We start from the raw sequence: 18,509 nt of genomic DNA, 5'->3' as shown, positions 1-18,509 counted from the left end.
GCTACTCCGCGGGCCGATCTGCTGGATAAGGCGTCCTGACCAAGATCGCCATGCCGATCGCCAGGAACAGAATAATCGCCGCCATGCCGAGCCGTGCCGAGCCGCTGGTGGCGGTAATCGTCGCCACCATGAACGGCGCCAGAAAACTCGTTGCCCGCCCGGCCAGCGCATAGATGCCGAAATAGCGGCCCGATTCCGCGGCCGTGACGCTGCGCGCCATGTAGGAGCGCGACGAGGCCTGCACCGGGCCGAAAGCCAGGCCGATCAGCAGGCCGTACATGATGTAGGCTTTCTCGGCCGCCGTGCCGAACAGGCCGCCTGAATCGGCTGTCGAAAGCTGGACGAGGCCGAGCAGCGTGAAGCCCGGACCGGTCGAGACGACACCGATGGTGGCGACCGACAGCATGACCAGCGAAATCATCACCACCGCCTTGGAGCCCAGCGCCGTATCGAGGCGCGCGGCGATCCAGCAGCCGAAGATGGCGACGACGTTGAGGATGATGCCGAACATGCCGATCTCGGTGATCGACCAGTGGAACATGCCGGCGGCGAAGGTCCCGCCCAGCGCCAGCAGCGCATTGACCCCGTCCTGATAGATCATGCGGGCGACCAGGAAGCGGAAGATGCCGCTGCGCCTGCGCACCTCGGCAAGCGTCGATTTCAGCTCCGAAAGGCCTTCGCGCACCGCTGGCCCGATCGGGATGCCCTTGATGGCGTCGGGCGTAAAGAAGAACATCGGCAGGATGAACAGGAAGTACCAGCCAGCCGACATCGGTCCGGTGAAACGCGCGTCCTCGCCGAGCTTCGGATCGAGCCCGAACAGCGGGTCGAGACCGATAAGCGTCTTGCCGGTCTCCAGATTGCCGGCCAGGAACAGGACGACGAAGATCAGCGCTATCATGCCGCCGAGATAGCCAAGCCCCCAGGCCATGTTGGAGATCCTGCCGATCTCAGCCTTCGGCACCAGGCGCGGCATCATGGAATCGTTGAACACTGTCGAGAACTCGGCTGCCACCGAAGCCAGCGAGAAGAACAGCACGACCAGGAACAGGTTCGAACCGGGCGCGGCGAACCACAGCAGGCTGAGGCTCACGATCTTGATCGTCGCGAAGAAGGCGATCCACGGCTTGCGCGGGCCGGTCTGGTCGGCGATCGAGCCGAGCACGGGAGAAAGAATGGCGATGACCAGCCCCGCGGCGGCAATGCCATAGCCCCAGGCCGCCTGGCCGGTGGTTGGATCGCTGGCCATGCGCGAGACGAAATAGGGCCCGAAGATGAAGGTGGTGACGACCGTGAAGAACGGCTGCGCCGCCCAGTCGAAGAACATCCACCCCCATATGCCGCGCCCCGAGGCACGCTGCACTGTCTCTACCGCCGCCATGCTGATTCCCTCGGCCCACCCGCGTCCGGCGTCATGTCTGCATGTTTTTCATGAGCATGCAAACTGGCAAGGGTTCGTGCCGCCCCGACCGGACTGCCGGTGTCCAGCCGAAAGCCAAGGCTCCCTTCATCTCGCTCCGGAGGCGGGAGATGAAGGGCGCGAACCTTTGCCTCAGCTCGCTTCCCCCGTCACTATACGGGAAGAAGGCGGCGCCAGCCGGATGAGCGGCCGCGCCAACCCCAGCAAGAGTTCCTCACATCCCCGTCAGGTCGCTCATCAGCCCCGACGCGACCGACAGCCGCGACACGGTGATGTCGCCGCCCTCGGTCAGCGCCTGCAGCCGCTCGCGGATGCGCGCCACCCGCTCGCCGCCGGCTTCGAGCCACGCCGACACCGGATCGGCCGCGTTGGCATGGCCGGTGAGCGCCGCCACCGCGATGCCGCGCCGCGCCGCGCCGATCGTGTCGGTGGCGCGGGACAAGGCGAGTTGATCATAATAATCCGATGGCGTGATCGAGCGCGCCGCGTCCTCGACACGCGGGATGCGGAAAGCATCGCTGACGGCGAAGAACGCTCGTGCCGCGGCGACGATGTCGGCGCCCGCGGTACGCGCTGTCAGCGCGATGTCGGGAATGAGTTCGGCCACCTCGCTCATCGCCAGTTGCTCGGCCAGCTTTTCCGGCGTACCCGCCTTGAACAGCCCGTGCCGCTTCTCCTCGATCCGCTCGCGCGAGAAGGCCGGCAGCAGCGAGGCGAGTTTGGGCTCCAGCGCCTTGCGCGCCTCCTGAAGTTCGGCGATGCGCTCGCTGAGCGGCGCGGCGCCGGCATCGTTCTTCAGGTACCAGCCGCTGCTCATATAGATGAGCCGGCTTACCAGCTGGTAGAGATCGAGCTGCACCTGGCCGTCGATCTGGTTGTCGAGCGCGTCGATCTCGCGGTAGAGCGCCGGCAGCGCGAAGCCGTCACGCACCACCGCAAAGGTGCGCACCACGTCCGCGGCGGTGCGGCCCGTCGCCTCCTGCAGCCGGTTGACGAAGGACGGCCCGCCGCGATTGACCAGATCATTGGCGACGACGCGGGCGATGATCTCGCGGCGCAGCCGGTGGCCATGGATTTCGGTGGCGTATTTCTTCGCCATCCGGTCCGGGAAATAGCCCATCAGGTCACGGTCGAAATGCGCATCGTCCGGCACGTCGCTGGCGACGATGTCGGAAAACAGCACGATCTTGGCATAGGCCAGCAGCACGCCGAGCTCGGCCCGGGTCAGCGGCTCGCCGCGCGCCTCGCGCTCGGCAAGCGCTGCCGGCGACGGCAGCGTCTCGACCACGCGGTCGAGCAGGCCGCGAGCTTCCAGCGCCGACATGAAGCGGGCCTGGTGCGCGATGTCGGCAAGGCCGCGTTTGCGGGCGATCGAAAGTGCCAGCGTCTGCTGGTAGTTGTTGGACAGCACCAGGCCGCCGACCTCGTCGGTCATCTCGGCCAGCAGCTTGTTGCGCGCTGGACGCGTCAACGACCCCTTGCGCATGGCCGACGCCAGCGCGATCTTGATGTTGACCTCGACGTCGGAGCAGTTGACGCCGCCCGAATTGTCGATGGCGTCGGAGTTACAGCGCCCGCCATTCATGCCGAACTCGATGCGCGCCCGCTGCGTGACGCCCAGATTGGCGCCCTCGCCGATCACCTTGGCGCGCACGTCGAGCGCAGTGATGCGGATGGCATCGTTGGCGCGGTCGCCGACCTCGGCGTTGGTTTCACCCGATGCCCTCAGATACGTGCCGATGCCGCCGAACCACAAAAGGTCGACCGGCGCCTTGAGAATGGCGGTCATGATCTCGACCGGGGTGGCGGTCGTCTTGGCAAGGCCGATCGCGGCGGCCGCCGCGGCCGGCAAGGTGATTGATTTCTGGGCGCGCGAGACGATGATGCCGCCTTCCGACAGCTTGGTCTTGTCATAGTCCTGCCAGCTCGACCGCGGCAGCGCGAACATGCGCTGGCGCTCGGCCATCGAGGCCGTCATGTCCGGATCCGGGTCGATGAAGATGTCGCGATGGTCGAAGGCGGCGATGAGCCTCGTCTTCGGCGACAACAGCATGCCGTTGCCGAACACGTCGCCCGACATGTCGCCGACGCCGACGACGGTGAAGGGCGAGGTCTGGATGTCGCGGTTCATCTCGCGGAAATGCCGCTTGACCGCTTCCCACGCGCCCTTGGCTGTGATGCCCATCTTCTTGTGGTCGTAGCCGGCCGAGCCGCCGCTGGCGAAAGCGTCGTCGAGCCAGAAGCCATGCTTCTCCGAGATCGCATTGGCGGTGTCGGAGAAAGTTGCCGTGCCCTTGTCGGCGGCGACGACGAAATAGGGATCGTCGGGGTCGCGGCGCACGACGCCGGCCGGCGGGATGACACCGTCGAGCCCGATATTGTCGGTGATCGACAACAGGCTGGAGACGAAGTTCTTGTAGGCCGAGGTTCCGGCCTCGAAGATCGCGTCGCGGCCGGCGCTCATCGGCAGCTTCTTGGGATAGAAGCCGCCCTTGGCGCCGACAGGCACGATGACGGCGTTCTTGACCTGCTGCGCCTTGACCAGGCCGAGCACCTCGGTGCGGTAGTCCTGGGCGCGATCCGACCAGCGCAGGCCGCCGCGCGCCACCGGACCGAAGCGCAGGTGCAGGCCCTCGACCTCAGAACCGTAGACGAAGATTTCCCGCCATGGCCGGGGCGCCGGCAGTCCCTCGACCGCCTGCGACTCGAGCTTGATCGCCAGCGACTGGCCTTTCGCCTTCGTATCGGCAACGAAATGATTGGTGCGCAGCGAGGCTTCGATCAGGTTCAGATAGCGCCGGATGATGGTGTCGTCATCGATGTTGGGCACATCTTCCAGCGCATCCTTGATCTTGGCCTTGAGGTGCTTTGCCGCCACCACGCCCTCGCCTTCCGCCGTCGGGCCGAGCCTGGCGATGAACAGGTCGTGCAGGCCCCGCGCGATCTCGGGATAGCGGTTGAGCGCGGCGGCGATGAAGTCCTGGCTCTGCGGAATGCCGACCTGCTGCAGATAGCGGCCATAGGCGCGCAGGATGGTGATCTCGCCCGACCACAGGCCAGCGGTCTGGGCAAGGCCGTTATAGCCGTCATTGTCGACATCGCCGCGCCACACCGACAGGAACGCGTCCTCGAACAGCGCGCCGCCATCGGCGAGATCGATCGGCTTGCCGTAGCTGTTCTCCAGTTCCATGTCGTGGATGAAGACAAGACCGGACTGCTCGTCGCCGACCTCGAACGTACGCTCGCTGATGACGCGGAAACCGATATTCTCCAGCACCGGCACGCGCCGCGACAGCGCCACCGGGCTGCCATGGTGATAGATTTTCAGCGCCGCCTGGTGCGGCTTCTGCTCGGCATGGCGATAATAGTCGATGGCGATCGGATTCTCGGCGCTGATTTTGGCGATGCGCCCGGCGTCGGTCAGCGCCACCGCCGCGCTGAACGAGTCACGGTAGCTTTCCGGCAGCCGCGCGGCGATCGCCTTCAACGCCTGGTCGCCGCCATCGGCATCGGCCGCATCGGCAAGGGCATCCTCCCAGGTGCGCACGATGTCGCGGATCGCCGCTTCGATCGTCGCCTGCTCGACCTTCGGCGTCTTGCCACCGGAGCGTCCGATGATGAAGTGCACGCGTGCCAGCCCGCCCTCGGGGAAGGCCGGATAGTAGGCCGAAAGCCGGCCCTCGAACACGGTTTTCAGATAGGTGCCGATCTTCTCGCGCACGACGCTGTCATAACGGTCGCGCGGCACGAAGACGAGGATCGAGACGAAACGGTCGAACTGGTCGGCGCGCACCAGCGCCCGCACGCGTGGCCGCTCGATCAGGCCGAGAATGGCCGCTGCATGCTTGCGCAGGATCGGCACCGGCACCTGGAACAACTCGTCGCGCGGGTAGCTTTCCAGCACGTTGATCAGCGCCTTGCCGGAGTGATCGTGGCGGTCGAAGCCGGACTTGGCGATGATGGTTTCGGCCTTGGACCGGAGATACGGGATCTTCATCACCGAGCGCGTGTAGGCGGTCGAGGTGAACAGGCCGACGATGCGCAGTTCGCCTGCCAAAGCGCCCTTGGCGGTGTAGGTCTTGACGCCGATATAGTCGAGATAGATGCGCCGGTGCACCAGCGACTTGGCATTGGCCTTGGTGACGATCAGCGGCTCCGGACCGTGCAGGAACGCGCGGATTTCCGGTGTCGTCGTCACGGCCTCGGTGCCACGCCTCAGGACCAGCACGTCCGGGTCGGTCAGGATGCCGAGGCCGGGCTTTTCGGCACGCTCCAGATTGCCGCTTTCCTCGCCGCCGGTGTATTTGAATTCCCGCATGCCGAGGAAGGTGAAATTGTCGTCGCGCAGCCATTCCAGGAAGGCGATGGCCTCGGCGACGCTTTTCTTGTCGAGCGGCACCGCCGAATAGCGGAATTCGGAGATGGCCTGATCGAGCCGGGCCAGCATAGGCCGCCAGTCGTTGACCGCGGCATGCACCTGGCCAAGCATCTTGCGCAGCCGCTCGGTCAAGCCGGTTGCCTGCTCCGGCGTCAGCCGGGGAATATGGACATGAATCACACTCAGCCGGTCGTGGCTGCCGTCGTCCTTGGCGAAATTGCCGTCGCCGAGGATCTCGTCCACACCCTTCTTGCCATGGCGAACCGTGATCACGGGATGGGTGACCAGTGTCGGTTCCCCTGATGTCTCGGTGACCTCGCCGAGGATGGAATCGAACAGGAACGGCATGTTGTCGTTGACGACCGTGATGACCGTCACCGGGCGGCCTTCGCGAACGACGCCCGAATCGGTTTCGACGGCGACGACGCACTCACCCTTCTTGTGACCGGCGACCGCCCGGCCGGCGAGATCGGCTGCGCGTTCGAGATCGGCAACGTCATAGGCGGCGATATCTTCCGCCGGCGCACGGGCCAGCAGATAATCGGCGAGCCTGGCCGGCTTTTCCTCGGTCTTTGTCGCTGATGTGGCTTTTTTCTTCGGCTTCGCTGCGGATTTCACGCTGGCCATGACGCTTCTTCCCTCCCGTCGTATGCTTTTGCGACTATGGTAGCAGATGACCGCCGTTTGGCGACAAAGGTTTGACGGCTTGCCAAGAATTATCGGAATTCGGCGGCAAGGCATCGCCTGACGAGGAGAAATGACGCAATGACCGGCAAAATCACCGCGCTCGACCTGGCCTCGGGAGAGCTGAGCGAGCCGACTAAAACCTATTTCGCCAAATGCGAGGAGAAGCTCGGCCTCGTTCCCAACGTGCTCAGGGCCTATGCCTTCGACGACAAGAAGCTGCGCGCCTTCACCGACATGTACAATGATCTGATGCTGGGCGAATCCGGCCTGTCGAAGCTGGAGCGCGAGATGATCGCCGTCGCCGTCTCCTCGATCAACCATTGCTACTATTGCTTGACCGCGCATGGCGCCGCGGTTCGCCAGCTCTCGGGCGAGCCAGCGCTTGGCGAGATGATGGTGATGAACTTCCGTGCCGCCGACCTTTCGCCGAAGCAAACGGCGATGCTCGAATTCGCCGTCAAGCTGACCGAGGAGCCGGCCAAAATTGTCGAGGCCGACCGCGCTAGCCTGCGCCAGGCGGGCTTCAGCGACCGCGACATCTGGGACATCGCCTCGACCGCGGCCTTCTTCAACATGTCGAACCGGGTGGCTGCCGCGATCGACATGCGGCCGAACGACGAATACCACGCCATGGCGCGATAGGGCCACGTGCGGCCCACCATCGGTCCTCGTTCTCGTCAGGCGTTGACAGGCGGGCGCCGCCAGCTAGTTTTCCGGGAAACAAAATTTCCGAGGGGTGAACTTCAAGCCCGAAGCCAAGGCTTCGAGAACGGGAGCCCTTATGCTTGAGCGAGTTGCCAGATCCGGAATCCTTCTTTGCGCCCTGACGATGACGTTGGCGCTTGGCGCTCCAGCCGCACGTGCCTTCGAGGCGGCGACCACCTACCAGCCCATTTTCGAGACGGCGGCGACCAAGACAATAACGCTGACCGGTCATGATCTGACAGTCGAACAGGTCGTCGACATCGCCCGCAACGGCGCCAAGGTCGAGCTCAGCCCGGAAGCACTGCAGCGCTCGGCGGATGCCTATGGCCTGCTGCTCGAAGGCGCCGCCGAAGGCGTCACGATCTACTGGTTCAACCGTGGCGCCGGCGACCAGCGTGAAACGGTGATCTTCTCGGGCGATCCGACGACGCCCGAAAACACCAAGCTGCTCAAGGAGCAGCAGCTCGCCCGCTTCAAGGGCGGCGTCAACCGGGGTTATGGGCCGGAACTGCAGGAGGAAGCGCTGGTACGCGCGATCATGGCGATCCGCGCCAACACGATGTCCTATGAAGCCGCCAGCCCGCAGCTGACGCATATGCTGCTCGACATGCTGAACAAGCGGGTGACGCCGGTGGTGCAATCGCGCGGCACGCTCGGCGAAGGCGACCTCGCGACGCTCGGCAATATCGGCGCGGCCATGGTCGGCGAGGGCGAGGCCTATCTCGACGGCGTTCGCATGCCGGCCTCGCAGGCCCTGTCGCAGGCCGGGCTGAAGCCGCTCGAACCGTTCGCCGCCGACCAGGCGGCGCTGATCAGCACCAACGCCTACGCGCAGGCGCAGGCGGTGCTTTTGCTGGAAGACGCCAGAAAACTGCTGGAATGGACCGACCTCAGCTACGCCATGGGGCTGAACGGCATGAATTCGAGCGTAACGCCGATTTCCGTGCCGGTGCAATCCATGCGGCCTTATCCCTGGCTGACATGGGACGCGGCGAGGATCATGGACATGATCAAGGGCAGCTATCTCTTCGACGAGGATCCGGCTCGCATCATCCAGGATCCCGAAAGCATGCGTGCCTCCAGCCAGCGCCAGGGCTCGGCCTGGCAGGCCTGGGCGGATCTGCGCCAATCCGTGCTGCTCTCCATCAATTCATCGGATCACAACCCGGCCGTGCTGCCGGGCCTGACGCCGCAGAGCGCGCCGGAGCTGAGCACGCCGCAATTCATGAAATACTACATCAAGGGCGGACCGCTGAGTAACGGCAAGTCCGGCTACATCTTCTCCAACGCCAATTGGGACCCCTATCCGATGGCCAATCAGGTCGAGGCCTTCACCATCTCGCTCACCAATCTCGGTGTCGCGGTGGCGCAGCGCATCGAGCGCTTCCGCAATCCCTTCTTCACCGTGGTCAAGCCGGCCGATGTGCTGAAGCCGGAAGAGCGCAAGGACATCCCGACCTTCGATGGCTATCTGCCGACGGATCTCTGGCAGGAACTGGCGGACCTGGGCACGCCGGTGACGCCGAACGGCCAGGCAATCGTGGCCACCGTCGAGGATCTGGAAGCGCAGACCCGCATCAAGACGCAACGCGCCCGCGAGGCGGTCGACGTCTCCTTTCATCTCTTGGCGCAGGACCTGTTGACAGCGAGCTACTGGATGGAAATCCGCAAGGCGCAGAACCCGCAGCGCAAATTCGGCGAGGCGCCGACGGCCGCGCTGGAGGCGCTGCGCCAGGTCATTCCCTGGCATCAGGCTGCATCGGATCGGCAAAAACGGCCGCTCGGCATGGTTGCCTATGATTTCATGCAGGAGAACCCCGCCTCGAAATTCTATTCCGGCGGACCGCAGACGCCGCCGGCTGCCGCCATGCCGGCGGCCGGAGTCCTGCCGAAATAGGCTTTTAACGCGCCGCGATGGCCGCCGCCGCACCGGCCATAGTCGTGGCGCTGATGCGGTTGGCGATCTTCATGGCGCGTTTGCTCCTGAGCAGCTTGCGCGCCTGCGAGGCGGCGAGTACCCAGGCAAGGTCGATGGCGATCAGCACGACCGCCATGGTCGCCGTTAGCTCCACCCAGCCGACGAGACTGACCGAAGCGAGGTCGATGATCGTCGGCAAAAGCGCCAGATAGAACATCATGATCTTGGGATTGCCGAGCGTGACGGCCATCCCGGCGAAGAAAAGCTTTGCCGGCGAATCCTCACGCGGCATCTCGCCTTCCCTGGCGTCGACCGGCGCCGTCCACATCTTCCAGGCGAGGTAGGCGAGATAGGCGACGCCGATCCATTTCACGATGACGAAAGCGAGATGGAAGGTCTGCGCCACCACGGCGAGGCCGAACACCGCCAGCGACAGCCAGATGCCCTCGCCGATCCACATGGCGAGCAGGAATGGAAACACATCGCGAAACCCTTTCGAGATGACGCGCGCGACAAGTGCGGCGATCGATGGGCCGGGCGAACCGGCGGCCACGAACAAGGCAGCGGCGAAGATCAGCAATGAGGTGACGTGCATGGCGCGGGTCTCTGTCTGGACAGCCTTGGAAAGCAGGACATTAGCGCAAGCGGCCCGGCAGCGGTAGCGCCGACAAAAAGACGCTTGTCGGCGCGGCGTCACGCCGCTAGAAGAGCCGCCGCGAAACAATTTCGAGCTTCACTTTGCCTCAGTAACTGCCGGTCTCGTCAACTCCCCCGACACATTTGCATGGCACCGCATCAGCAGTGCCTGTTTCGTTTTTCATGTGTTCCTCTGGGCGGCGGTTCGAGACCGGTTTGGCACCGCTGAACCGCTGTCGCTCGGCTTTCCGCCAGCAACATTAGACTTCACGATTTTCGCAGCCACTCGCCACGCCGCGCCCGCAAGGGCATCTCGACATCGCTGACCGGATGAACTTCCCGACGGGAAGGACCTACCCGGCATGTCTTCCATCCTGCGCGTCCAGTGGACGATCGCGCCTGAAATCACACCACGCCCGCTGATCAACTGCAATCGCTGCGGCACCCTGAAAGCCTATCGCTGCAGCGGGAAATTCCGCGTCAACGCCAATGGCAAGCGCATAGACGTCTGGTTGATCTATCGCTGCATCGACTGCGACAATTCCTGGAATTTCGGCATTTTCGAGCGCTGCAACCGCCGCGACATCGAGCCGGCGCTGCTGGCGGCGCTTGAAAGCAACGATCCGGGTCTGGCACGGCGCCACGCCTTCGACATCACAGCCCTGCGCAACCATGTGGGGCGCGTCGAGGAGTTTTCGGAGGTCGCCGTGCGCAAGCAGGTGACCGGCGAGGCCAATGACGCCGCCACGGCACTGGAATTGCGGCTTGGGCTCGACATGCCGACAGCGCTCCGGCTCGACCGCTTGCTGGCCGGCGAGCTCGGTATTTCGCGATCACGGCTCCAGGCGCTGGAGGAGCGACGTTTGCTGGTCGTTGACCCCGAGGGAAGCAAAGCCCTCCGCAAGCCTGCCCGTGAGGGGACGACGCTCCGCATCGATCTTGCCGGCGAACCGGATCGTCAGGCCATCATGCTGGCCGCCGGAGGATAAATGAGAAGGGGCGAGGCACCGATGTGCCCCGCCCCTCCTCAATCCGAAGAAGATAAAATTACGCGGCGCCGACCGCCTTGGACGACTTCTCGAAGCGCTTGCGCTCGTTGGGGTCGAGATAGAGCTTGCGCAGGCGGATGGTCTTGGGCGTTACCTCGACCAGCTCGTCGTCCTGGATCCAGGCCAGCGCGCGTTCCAGTGTCATGCGGATCGGCGGGGTGAGCTTGACCGCCTCGTCCTTGCCGGCGGCACGGATGTTGGTCAGCTTCTTGCCCTTCAGCACGTTGACTTCGAGGTCGTTGTCCCTGGAGTGGATGCCGATGATCATGCCCTGATAGACCTTGACGCCGGGATCGATGACCATCGGGCCACGGTCTTCCAGGTTCCACATGGCGTAGGCAACGGACTCGCCCTGCTCGTTGGAGATCAGAACGCCATTGGTGCGGCCGGCCAGTTCGCCCTTGTAGGGCTCGTAGGCATGAAACAGCCGGTTCATCACTGCGGTGCCGCGCGTGTCGGTCAACAGTTCCGACTGGTAACCGATCAGGCCGCGCGTCGGGGCATGGAAGACCAGCCGCTGGCGATTGCCGCCGGAGGGACGCAGCTCGACCATCTCGGCCTTGCGTTCCGACATTTTCTGCACGACGACGCCGGCATGCTCCTCGTCGACGTCGATGACGACTTCCTCGACCGGCTCCAGCAATTCGCCGTTCTCGCCCTTCTGCATGACGACGCGCGGACGCGACACGGCGATCTCGAAGCCTTCGCGGCGCATGGTCTCGATCAGGACGGCGAGCTGCAATTCGCCGCGGCCCGAGACGAAGAACGAATCCTTCTCCGGCGATTCCTCGATCTTCAGCGCGACATTGCCTTCAGCCTCGCGCAACAGGCGGTCGCGAATGACGCGGCTCGTCACCTTGTCGCCTTCGGTGCCGGCGAGCGGGCTGTCATTGACCAGGAACGACATCGTCACCGTCGGCGGATCGATCGGCTGCGCATGCAGCGGTTCGCTCACCGCCGGGTCGCAGAACGTGTCGGCGACGGTGCCCTTGGACAGGCCGGCGATGGCGACGATGTCGCCCGCCTGCGCCTCGTCGATCGGCTGCCGCTCGAGGCCGCGGAAAGCGAGGATCTTGGAGACGCGGCCGGTTTCGATCTGGGTGCCGTCATGGTGCAGCACCTTGACGGCCTGGTTGGCCTTCAGCGTGCCGCTCTCGATGCGGCCGGTGATGATGCGGCCGAGGAACGGGTTGGCCTCCAGGATGGTGCCGATCATGCGGAACGGGCCGGGATGAACGGTCGGCGCCGGCACATGCTTGACGATGAGGTCGAACAGTGGCGCGAGCTGCTGGTCCTTGGGGCCTTCGGGGTTTTCAGACACCCAGCCGTCGCGGCCCGAACCATACAGGATCGGGAAATCGAGCTGCTCGTCGGTGGCGTCGAGCGCGGCGAACAGGTCGAACACCTCGTTGACCACCTCGACATGGCGCGCGTCCGGCCGGTCGATCTTGTTGATGACGACGATCGGCTTCAGGCCGACCTTGAGCGCCTTGCCGACGACGAACTTGGTCTGCGGCATCGGCCCTTCGGCGGCATCGACCAGCACGATGGCCGAATCCACCATCGACAGGATGCGCTCGACCTCACCGCCGAAATCGGCGTGACCGGGCGTGTCGACGATGTTGATGCGGGTATCCTTCCAGTCGACCGAGGTCGCCTTGGCAAGAATGGTGATGCCGCGTTCCTTTTCGAGGTCGTTGGAATCCATGGCGCGCTCGGCGACGCGCTGGTTGTCGCGGAAGGAGCCGGATTGTTTCAAAAGCTGGTCGACCAGGGTGGTCTTTCCATGGTCGACGTGCGCGATGATCGCGATATTGCGGAGGTTCATGGTCTGGTCTCGGAAGCGTTGCAGGCAGCAGGCCAAAGGCGCTGCCTCTTTCGGTTGCGCGGCTCATACAGGGTTTTTCGCAGTTGCGAAAGGGGAGGCGCGACACCAAATACTCATCAAATCTTAACGGTCTCGGTGTGAAATGATTTTGTTAACCAAGGCGGGAACCTTTCGAGGCCCGGGCAGTTCGACCGTCATGACCGATAGACTCAACCGATTTTGGCCGCTTATCGCTTCCGCGGCTTTTGCCATGCTGCTGGCGGCCAACGCCGCGCAGTCGGCCGCGACGCTGAATGAAGCGCGGCCTGTCCTGCCGGCCGACGCGGTATCGGCACAGCAGGTTTACGCCGACGCGCCCGACGGCGTCGACCCGGTGGTGACCGGGCCGGTGAGCACAGCCTTCAAGCAGAGACAGGCCAGCGCCAACTGCGATACGGCGGTTTGGCCCAATATTCCGATGGTCTGCTACCCCGACTGATCCCGCGGCATCCTCAGAAAACCTTTTCGTTGTTGAGCCGTCGCGCTTCAAGCAGCCTGGGGTTCGGGGTCGAAAGCCGGCCGGCTGGTGTTGATCAGAAGCGAGATACAGGCCGCGGCGATCGCCGTCATGCCGGCAATCATGAAGGCCAGTTCGTAATTGCCCTGCAGTTCGCGCATGGTGCCGCCGAAGGCGGCGGCAGCGGCGGCACCAACCTGGTGCCCGGCGACGATCCAGCCGAACACGATCGGCCCGCTACGGTCGCCGAACGCCTCGTTGGCGAGGCGCAGCGTCGGCGGCACCGTGGCGATCCAGTCGAGGCCATAGAGCACGGCAAAGATGATCAGGCTGGTTGCCGAAAAGCCGGAATAGGGCAGATAGATCAGCGACAGGCCGCGCACCGCATAGTAGACGCCGAGCAGCTTGCGCGGATCGAAACGGTCGGTGAGCCAGCCGGACAGCGTCGTGCCGATCAGGTCGAAAATGCCCATCATCGACAGCAGCCCGGCGGCCTGCACCTCGCCGATGCCCATGTCGCCGCAAAACGCGATCAGATGCGTGCCGACAAGGCCATTGGTGGTGAAGCCGCAGACGAAGAAGGTGGCGAACAGATACCAGAATACGCGCGTACCGGCGGCGCGGCGCAGCGTGTTCAGCGTATGCGCCAGGAAATTGCCTTGCGAGGCCGGCGAGACCGGCGGCACGTCGTCGGCCGCGGCGCCGTAGCGCACCATGCCGATGGAGGCCGGACGCTCGGGCACCAGCAGCCAGACCAGCGGAACCAGGGCGGCGGTGGAGATGGAAACCGCGATGACCACCGGCTGCCATCCGCCAGACTGCGCCAAAGCGGCGATCAACGGGAGGAACACCAGCATGCCCGAGGCGCTGGAGGCCGACATCAGCCCCATGACCAGGCCGCGATTGGTCTTGAACCAGCGGTTGACGATGGTGGCGCCGAGCACGCTGGCGACGGCGCCCGAACCGATGCCGGAAAACACGCCCCAGGTGATGAACAGATGCCAGGGCTTGGTCATCAGGAGGCTGAGCGCGGTCGAGCCCGACATCACCACGAGCGAGGCGATCACCGTGCGGCGCAGTCCGATGCGCTCCATCAGCGCGGCGGCGAACGGACCGGTCAGGCCATAGAGCAGGATGCCGACGCCCGCGGCCAGCGAAATGACATCGCGCCGCCAGCCAAAGCTGTTTTCGAGCGGCAGCATGATGACGGCCGGAGCGGAGCGCAGGCCGGCCGCGACCAGCAGGCAGAGGAAGATGACGCCGACCACGACGAATGCGTAGCGCTGGCCAAAGGGACGTGATTGAGCTACCATGTTACTGACCGGTACGTTGCAATGGAATGACGCCACACATACGTACCGGTCAGTAACATTGTCAAGCGAGTTCCTTGAATGTCATCGGACAAAAATATTGAAGCGTCGCTGAGCGGGGCCCCTGCCTCGCCTCCGAAGGCAGCCGACAAGATCCTCGATGTGGCACGCGACCTTTTCTATCGCGAAGGCATCAGGGCGATCGGCGTCGACGAGATCGTCAGGCGCGCCGGCGTCACCAAGCCCAGTCTCTACCGCAGTTTTCCTTCCAAGGACGAACTGGCCGCTTCCTATCTCAGGCGATACGATCTGGAGTTCTGGCAGCGCTTCGATGAAGCCGTGGACGCGCATCCGGGCGATCCCCGCGCACAGATCCGCGCCTTCCTGACCCGCATCGGCAAGCGCACCCAGCAACCCGATTATCGCGGCTGCGGCATGACCAATGCGGCGGTCGAATACCCCGAGCGCGGCCATCCGGCGCGCGTGGTGAGCGAAGACAACAAACAGGAACTGCGCCGCCGGCTGCGTGCCCTGGCCGCCGCGATGGGCGCCGCCGACGCCGACACGCTGGGCGACGGGCTGCTGCTGCTCATCGAAGGCGCCTATATCAGCGGCCAGTTGTTCGGCCTCGGCGGGCCCGCGCGGTCGGTGGCGCTCAACGCCGACCTGCTGATCGAAGCGAGCTTGAAGAAATAGCCATTGGCGATAGGCTGGGACGACCTCCAACGGAGACGTCCGCGATGCGCAGCCTGTTGATTCCGCTCACCCTCGCCGGCCTCTGCCAGGCGGCGCATGCCGGTGAGATATCCAGCGCCTACACCGACCTCGACTCCAAGAAAGACTGCGTGACCTATGCGCAGGCGCAAGAGGGCGATGGCGACTGGGCCGATCTCGCCTGCTCGGGCTATCGCGGCTATCCCGTGCTGATCGGCTATGACGATGCCCGTGAATCGCTGTTCTACGGTTTTCCGCCCGGCGGCGACATGACGTCGGCCTGGGAGAGCTTTTCGGGCTTCAACTCGTCGGCGGCCAAGGTCGAATGGCGCATCGAAACGTCAGGCGACAAAGCCGTGCCGTTCGCGGTCATCCACCGCCGCTCGATCAGCAATCCCGAGGACGGGACCAGCCAGACCGAGGTTCTGCTCGTCGCCAAGGTCGCCCAGATGGACGCCCGTGAAGGCTGCACCGTCGGCCTGGTTCTGGCCACCGGCAACCCCGCCGCCAACGATCAGGCACGCAAGATCGCCGATGAGAAGGCCAAAAGCTTCGTCTGCGGCAAGGACAAGCGCATGGTGATCGGCAACGTGCCGGCTTTCGGCCGGGTCGACAACTGAGCGCCTAGGCTATTTGCTGGCCTTCGCCCGATCGACCGCGTCCATGATCATCTTCTTGGCGTATTTGGAATCGTGCCAGCCCTCGATCTTGACCCATTTGCCGGGCTCGAGATCCTTGTAGTGCTCGAAGAAGTGCTGCACCTGCTGGCGCGTGATCTCGGGCAGGTGGGTGTATTCGGTGACGTTCTCGTAGCGCAAGGTCAGCTTCGGTGACGGCACCGCGATGACCTTCTCGTCCTGGCCGGCATTGTCTTCCATGATCAGGACGCCGATCGGCCGGACGTTGATGACGCAACCCGGCACCAGCGCGCGGGTGTTGCAGACCAGCACGTCGATCGGGTCGCCATCGCCCGACAGCGTGTGCGGCACGAAGCCGTAATTGCCGGGGTAGCGCATCGAGGTGTGCAGGAAGCGGTCGACGAACAGCGTGCCGGCCTCCTTGTCCATCTCGTACTTGATCGGCTCGCCGCCGATCGGCACCTCGATGATGACGTTGACGTCCTCAGGCGGATTCTTTCCAGTGGCTATGGCTTCGATGCGCATGGCTTTGTCCCTCTCTCGATTGGCAGGAGATAGCGGGCGGCGCAAAATGGTGCAATGCGGCGAATGGTGCTTGCATGCACAAGGCTGGACGCGACGGCGTCCGGCGCGTTCAATCATCGGCACAAGATGTTTCAGCGTCGTGATTTCACAGGGATACGCTGAGCTTATCCCTCAGAGGTCATTCCCAGACGAAGGCGACCTTCTTCAGCGCCTTCTGCTCGAAAATCTCGACCCCTTCGGCAATGTCGCGGCCGCCGGCCCCGGCATAGAAGGCGAGTGCGTTCTGGTTGTCCTCCAGCGCCCACACCACCATGCCTTTCAGCCCGTGGTCGGCAAGCCGGGCCCGCGCGGCGGCGAACAGCCGCCTGCCGAGCCCGATGCCCTGATATTCCGGACGCAGGTACAATTCGTAGATTTCGCCCTGCTGCCTGAGCTCCTTGGCGCGGTTCTTGCCGATCGTCGCATAGCCGGCGATCGTGCCGCCGATCTCGACCACCAGCACTGTGGCGGCACGCCGAATCGCATTCGCCCACCAGTCGGTGCCACGGCGGTTGATCATCGATGTCAGCGTGCGGTGCGGAATGATGCCGCTATAGGCGCCGCGCCAGGCCTCCAGATGCACTTGCGCGATTGCACCGGCATCGCGCGGGTCTGCCTTCCGGATATCGATCGTCAGCGTATTCATGATTTGTTAACCATAAACCCGCATCGCCCGATTGCAAGAGTCCGGGCGGCCGGCGGACCGCTTTCTCACAGCCGATCGCAGCGCCGGCGATATCGGACAGCCTGCCTGGAAAGGAGCCGGACCGGGAGCCGCCCCGCGGGCAGCCTCTCAGATCTCGACCAAATGGTCGTCCAGCTCGTTGGTATCGCCCGTGGTAAGCGGGAAATGCTCTGAAAGCACCGCCCCGACCTGCTCGATCGCCTTGACGAAGCCATCGGCAAGCCGGTCGTCGCCGGCATGCGCGGTAAGGTCACGCACCACCCCGTCCCAGACATGCTGGCCGACCTTGGCGTCGATGCCTGAATCGGCGACCACCTCGGCGAAACGCTCGGCGATCGAGACGAAGATCAGCACGCCGGTGCGCGCCGTGGTGCGGTGGACGTTGCGCGCGAGGAACTGCTTGATCGCATTGGCGTGCGCTGCCTGATAGCGCAACCGGCGCGGCACCATATGGATGCGCAGGCCGGGCAGAGCCCACAGCAGCGCCAGCACGCAAGCCAGCGCCAGCAACTGGACAAGCACGAAATGCGGCAGCCGGATGGTCAGCCACCAGGCCTCCAGCCCATAGGCGACGGCAAGGCTGACGATCAGCATGCCGAGCGTCGCCATCATGGCGGCGGGAGCGAAATAGCCGTCGCTGGCATGCGCCACGACGCAATAGATCTCGCCATCGGTTTTCGCCTCGGCGGCCCGGATCGCGGCGGCGATGCGCTCATGATCCTGCGGGCTGATCGGTCGTGTTGCCATGATCTGTCTCACCAGCTTCCTGAAGAACCGCCACCACCGGACGAACCGCCGCCGCCCGAGAATCCGCCACCGCCACCACTCGACCCCGAGGACCAGCCGCCCCCGGAACTGCCCGACGACCAGCCGCCGCCCGACGATCCCGTCGTCCAGCCGCTGGTGCCGGATGAGCCGCTCGGCCCGCGGCCATAGCGAAACGTCATGCCCAACCATCTGTACACGCCCGGCGACAGTTTTGTGCCGAACATCGGCGGCAGGAAGGCCATCGCCAGGCCGCCGAAGAACATCGTTGCCCACAGGATCAGGAAAACCGCGACGATCGGATCCATGGGCGCGCTGCTGTCGGCCGGATTGCGCTTGCCGCGCGCCTCCAATTCCTCCGGGTTGCCTTCCAGCACCATGACCATGTCGTCGACGGCCTTCGAGATGCCGCCGGAGAAATCGCCGGCACGGAAAGCCGGCACCATGTCGTTCTCGATGATCAGCTTGGTGTGCAGGTCGGTCAGCGTGCCTTCCAGCCCGTAGCCGACCTCGATGCGCATCTTGCGGTCGTTGGGCGCCACCAGTAGCAGCACGCCGTTGTTTTCCTTGGCCTGGCCGAGCTTCCAGAAACGGAACAGCCGGTTGGCGTAAGGCTCGATCTCCTCGCCGTCGAGGCTGGGGGATGGTGGCGACGACGATCTGGTCGGAACCCTTGGCCTCGAAGGCGGCAAGCTTCTGGGTCAGCGCGGCCCGTG

14 protein-coding genes and 1 pseudogene are annotated in these 18,509 nt (G+C 64.5%); 6 read left to right on the top strand and 9 right to left on the bottom strand.

All coding sequences use genetic code 11. The features are described 5' to 3' along the window. Position 1: 1 nt before the first annotated feature. The gene (locus FJ967_RS28375; RefSeq protein ID WP_140735621.1) at positions 2–1,381 is read right to left on the bottom strand and encodes an MFS transporter; all 1,380 of its coding nucleotides are present in this window, start codon (positions 1,379–1,381) and stop codon (positions 2–4) included. A 253-nt stretch (positions 1,382–1,634) separates the two neighbouring features. Beyond that, on the bottom strand, positions 1,635–6,425 hold the full coding sequence (locus FJ967_RS28370) for an NAD-glutamate dehydrogenase (RefSeq protein WP_140735620.1): 4,791 nt from the start codon (positions 6,423–6,425) through the stop codon (positions 1,635–1,637). Positions 6,426–6,563: 138 nt separating this feature from the next. On the opposite strand from FJ967_RS28370, the gene FJ967_RS28365 reads away from it, so the two are divergent. Continuing rightward, the gene (locus tag FJ967_RS28365; RefSeq protein WP_140735619.1) at positions 6,564–7,127 is read left to right on the top strand and encodes a peroxidase-related enzyme; all 564 of its coding nucleotides are present in this window, start codon (positions 6,564–6,566) and stop codon (positions 7,125–7,127) included. Between the two features lie 187 nt (positions 7,128–7,314). Further along, on the top strand, positions 7,315–9,087 hold the full coding sequence (locus tag FJ967_RS28360) for an aromatic amino acid ammonia-lyase (protein WP_246675422.1): 1,773 nt from the start codon (positions 7,315–7,317) through the stop codon (positions 9,085–9,087). Positions 9,088–9,091: 4 nt separating this feature from the next. Here the strand turns inward: FJ967_RS28360 and FJ967_RS28355 are convergent, their stop codons facing one another. After that, complete coding sequence (locus tag FJ967_RS28355; RefSeq protein ID WP_140735617.1) at positions 9,092–9,703, bottom strand: LysE family translocator; 612 nt, start codon at positions 9,701–9,703, stop codon at positions 9,092–9,094. 403 nt (positions 9,704–10,106) lie between these two features. Between FJ967_RS28355 and FJ967_RS28350 the strand changes: the two genes are divergently transcribed. Next, entirely contained in the window at positions 10,107–10,733 is a 627-nt protein-coding gene (locus FJ967_RS28350) for a DUF1062 domain-containing protein (protein WP_140735616.1), read from the top strand. A gap of 58 nt (positions 10,734–10,791) precedes the next feature. Here FJ967_RS28350 and typA read toward each other — a convergent pair whose 3' ends face one another. Next, the gene (gene typA / locus FJ967_RS28345) at positions 10,792–12,621 is read right to left on the bottom strand and encodes a translational GTPase TypA (RefSeq protein WP_140735615.1); all 1,830 of its coding nucleotides are present in this window, start codon (positions 12,619–12,621) and stop codon (positions 10,792–10,794) included. A 250-nt stretch (positions 12,622–12,871) separates the two neighbouring features. Here typA and FJ967_RS28340 point away from each other — a divergent pair, with 250 nt between their 5' ends. Next, positions 12,872–13,099 (top strand): hypothetical protein, encoded by a 228-nt coding sequence (locus FJ967_RS28340; protein WP_246675421.1) that lies wholly within the window; start codon positions 12,872–12,874, stop codon positions 13,097–13,099. A 47-nt stretch (positions 13,100–13,146) separates the two neighbouring features. Here FJ967_RS28340 and FJ967_RS28335 read toward each other — a convergent pair whose 3' ends face one another. After that, positions 13,147–14,430 carry an MFS transporter gene (locus FJ967_RS28335; RefSeq protein WP_140735613.1) on the bottom strand — a complete coding sequence of 428 codons (1,284 nt, stop codon included), beginning with the start codon at positions 14,428–14,430 and terminating at the stop codon, positions 13,147–13,149. 78 nt (positions 14,431–14,508) lie between these two features. Between FJ967_RS28335 and FJ967_RS28330 the strand changes: the two genes are divergently transcribed. Both FJ967_RS28330 and FJ967_RS28325 read left to right on the top strand, forming a co-directional pair. Continuing rightward, positions 14,509–15,123 (top strand): TetR/AcrR family transcriptional regulator, encoded by a 615-nt coding sequence (locus FJ967_RS28330; RefSeq protein ID WP_140735612.1) that lies wholly within the window; start codon positions 14,509–14,511, stop codon positions 15,121–15,123. Between the two features lie 44 nt (positions 15,124–15,167). Continuing rightward, complete coding sequence (locus FJ967_RS28325) at positions 15,168–15,761, top strand: hypothetical protein (RefSeq protein ID WP_140735611.1); 594 nt, start codon at positions 15,168–15,170, stop codon at positions 15,759–15,761. A gap of 9 nt (positions 15,762–15,770) precedes the next feature. Here FJ967_RS28325 and ppa read toward each other — a convergent pair whose 3' ends face one another. The 4 genes and pseudogenes from ppa to FJ967_RS28305 all read right to left on the bottom strand — a co-directional run. Next, entirely contained in the window at positions 15,771–16,304 is a 534-nt protein-coding gene (ppa, locus tag FJ967_RS28320) for an inorganic diphosphatase (protein WP_135900105.1), read from the bottom strand. Between the two features lie 178 nt (positions 16,305–16,482). Next, positions 16,483–16,989, bottom strand: coding sequence for a GNAT family N-acetyltransferase (locus FJ967_RS28315; protein WP_140735610.1), 507 nt, complete (start codon positions 16,987–16,989; stop codon positions 16,483–16,485). A 147-nt stretch (positions 16,990–17,136) separates the two neighbouring features. Next, the gene (locus FJ967_RS28310) at positions 17,137–17,775 is read right to left on the bottom strand and encodes a TPM domain-containing protein (protein ID WP_140735609.1); all 639 of its coding nucleotides are present in this window, start codon (positions 17,773–17,775) and stop codon (positions 17,137–17,139) included. An 8-nt stretch (positions 17,776–17,783) separates the two neighbouring features. Further along, a pseudogene (locus FJ967_RS28305) lies at positions 17,784–18,509 on the bottom strand (YgcG family protein); the annotation flags it as partial.

The organism is Mesorhizobium sp. B2-3-4 (genome assembly GCF_006442315.1).
Classification (GTDB): Bacteria; Pseudomonadota; Alphaproteobacteria; order Rhizobiales; family Rhizobiaceae; genus Mesorhizobium.
Note: the sequence above shows the minus strand (reverse complement) of the source record. Positions and strands in the feature narration are given on the sequence as shown.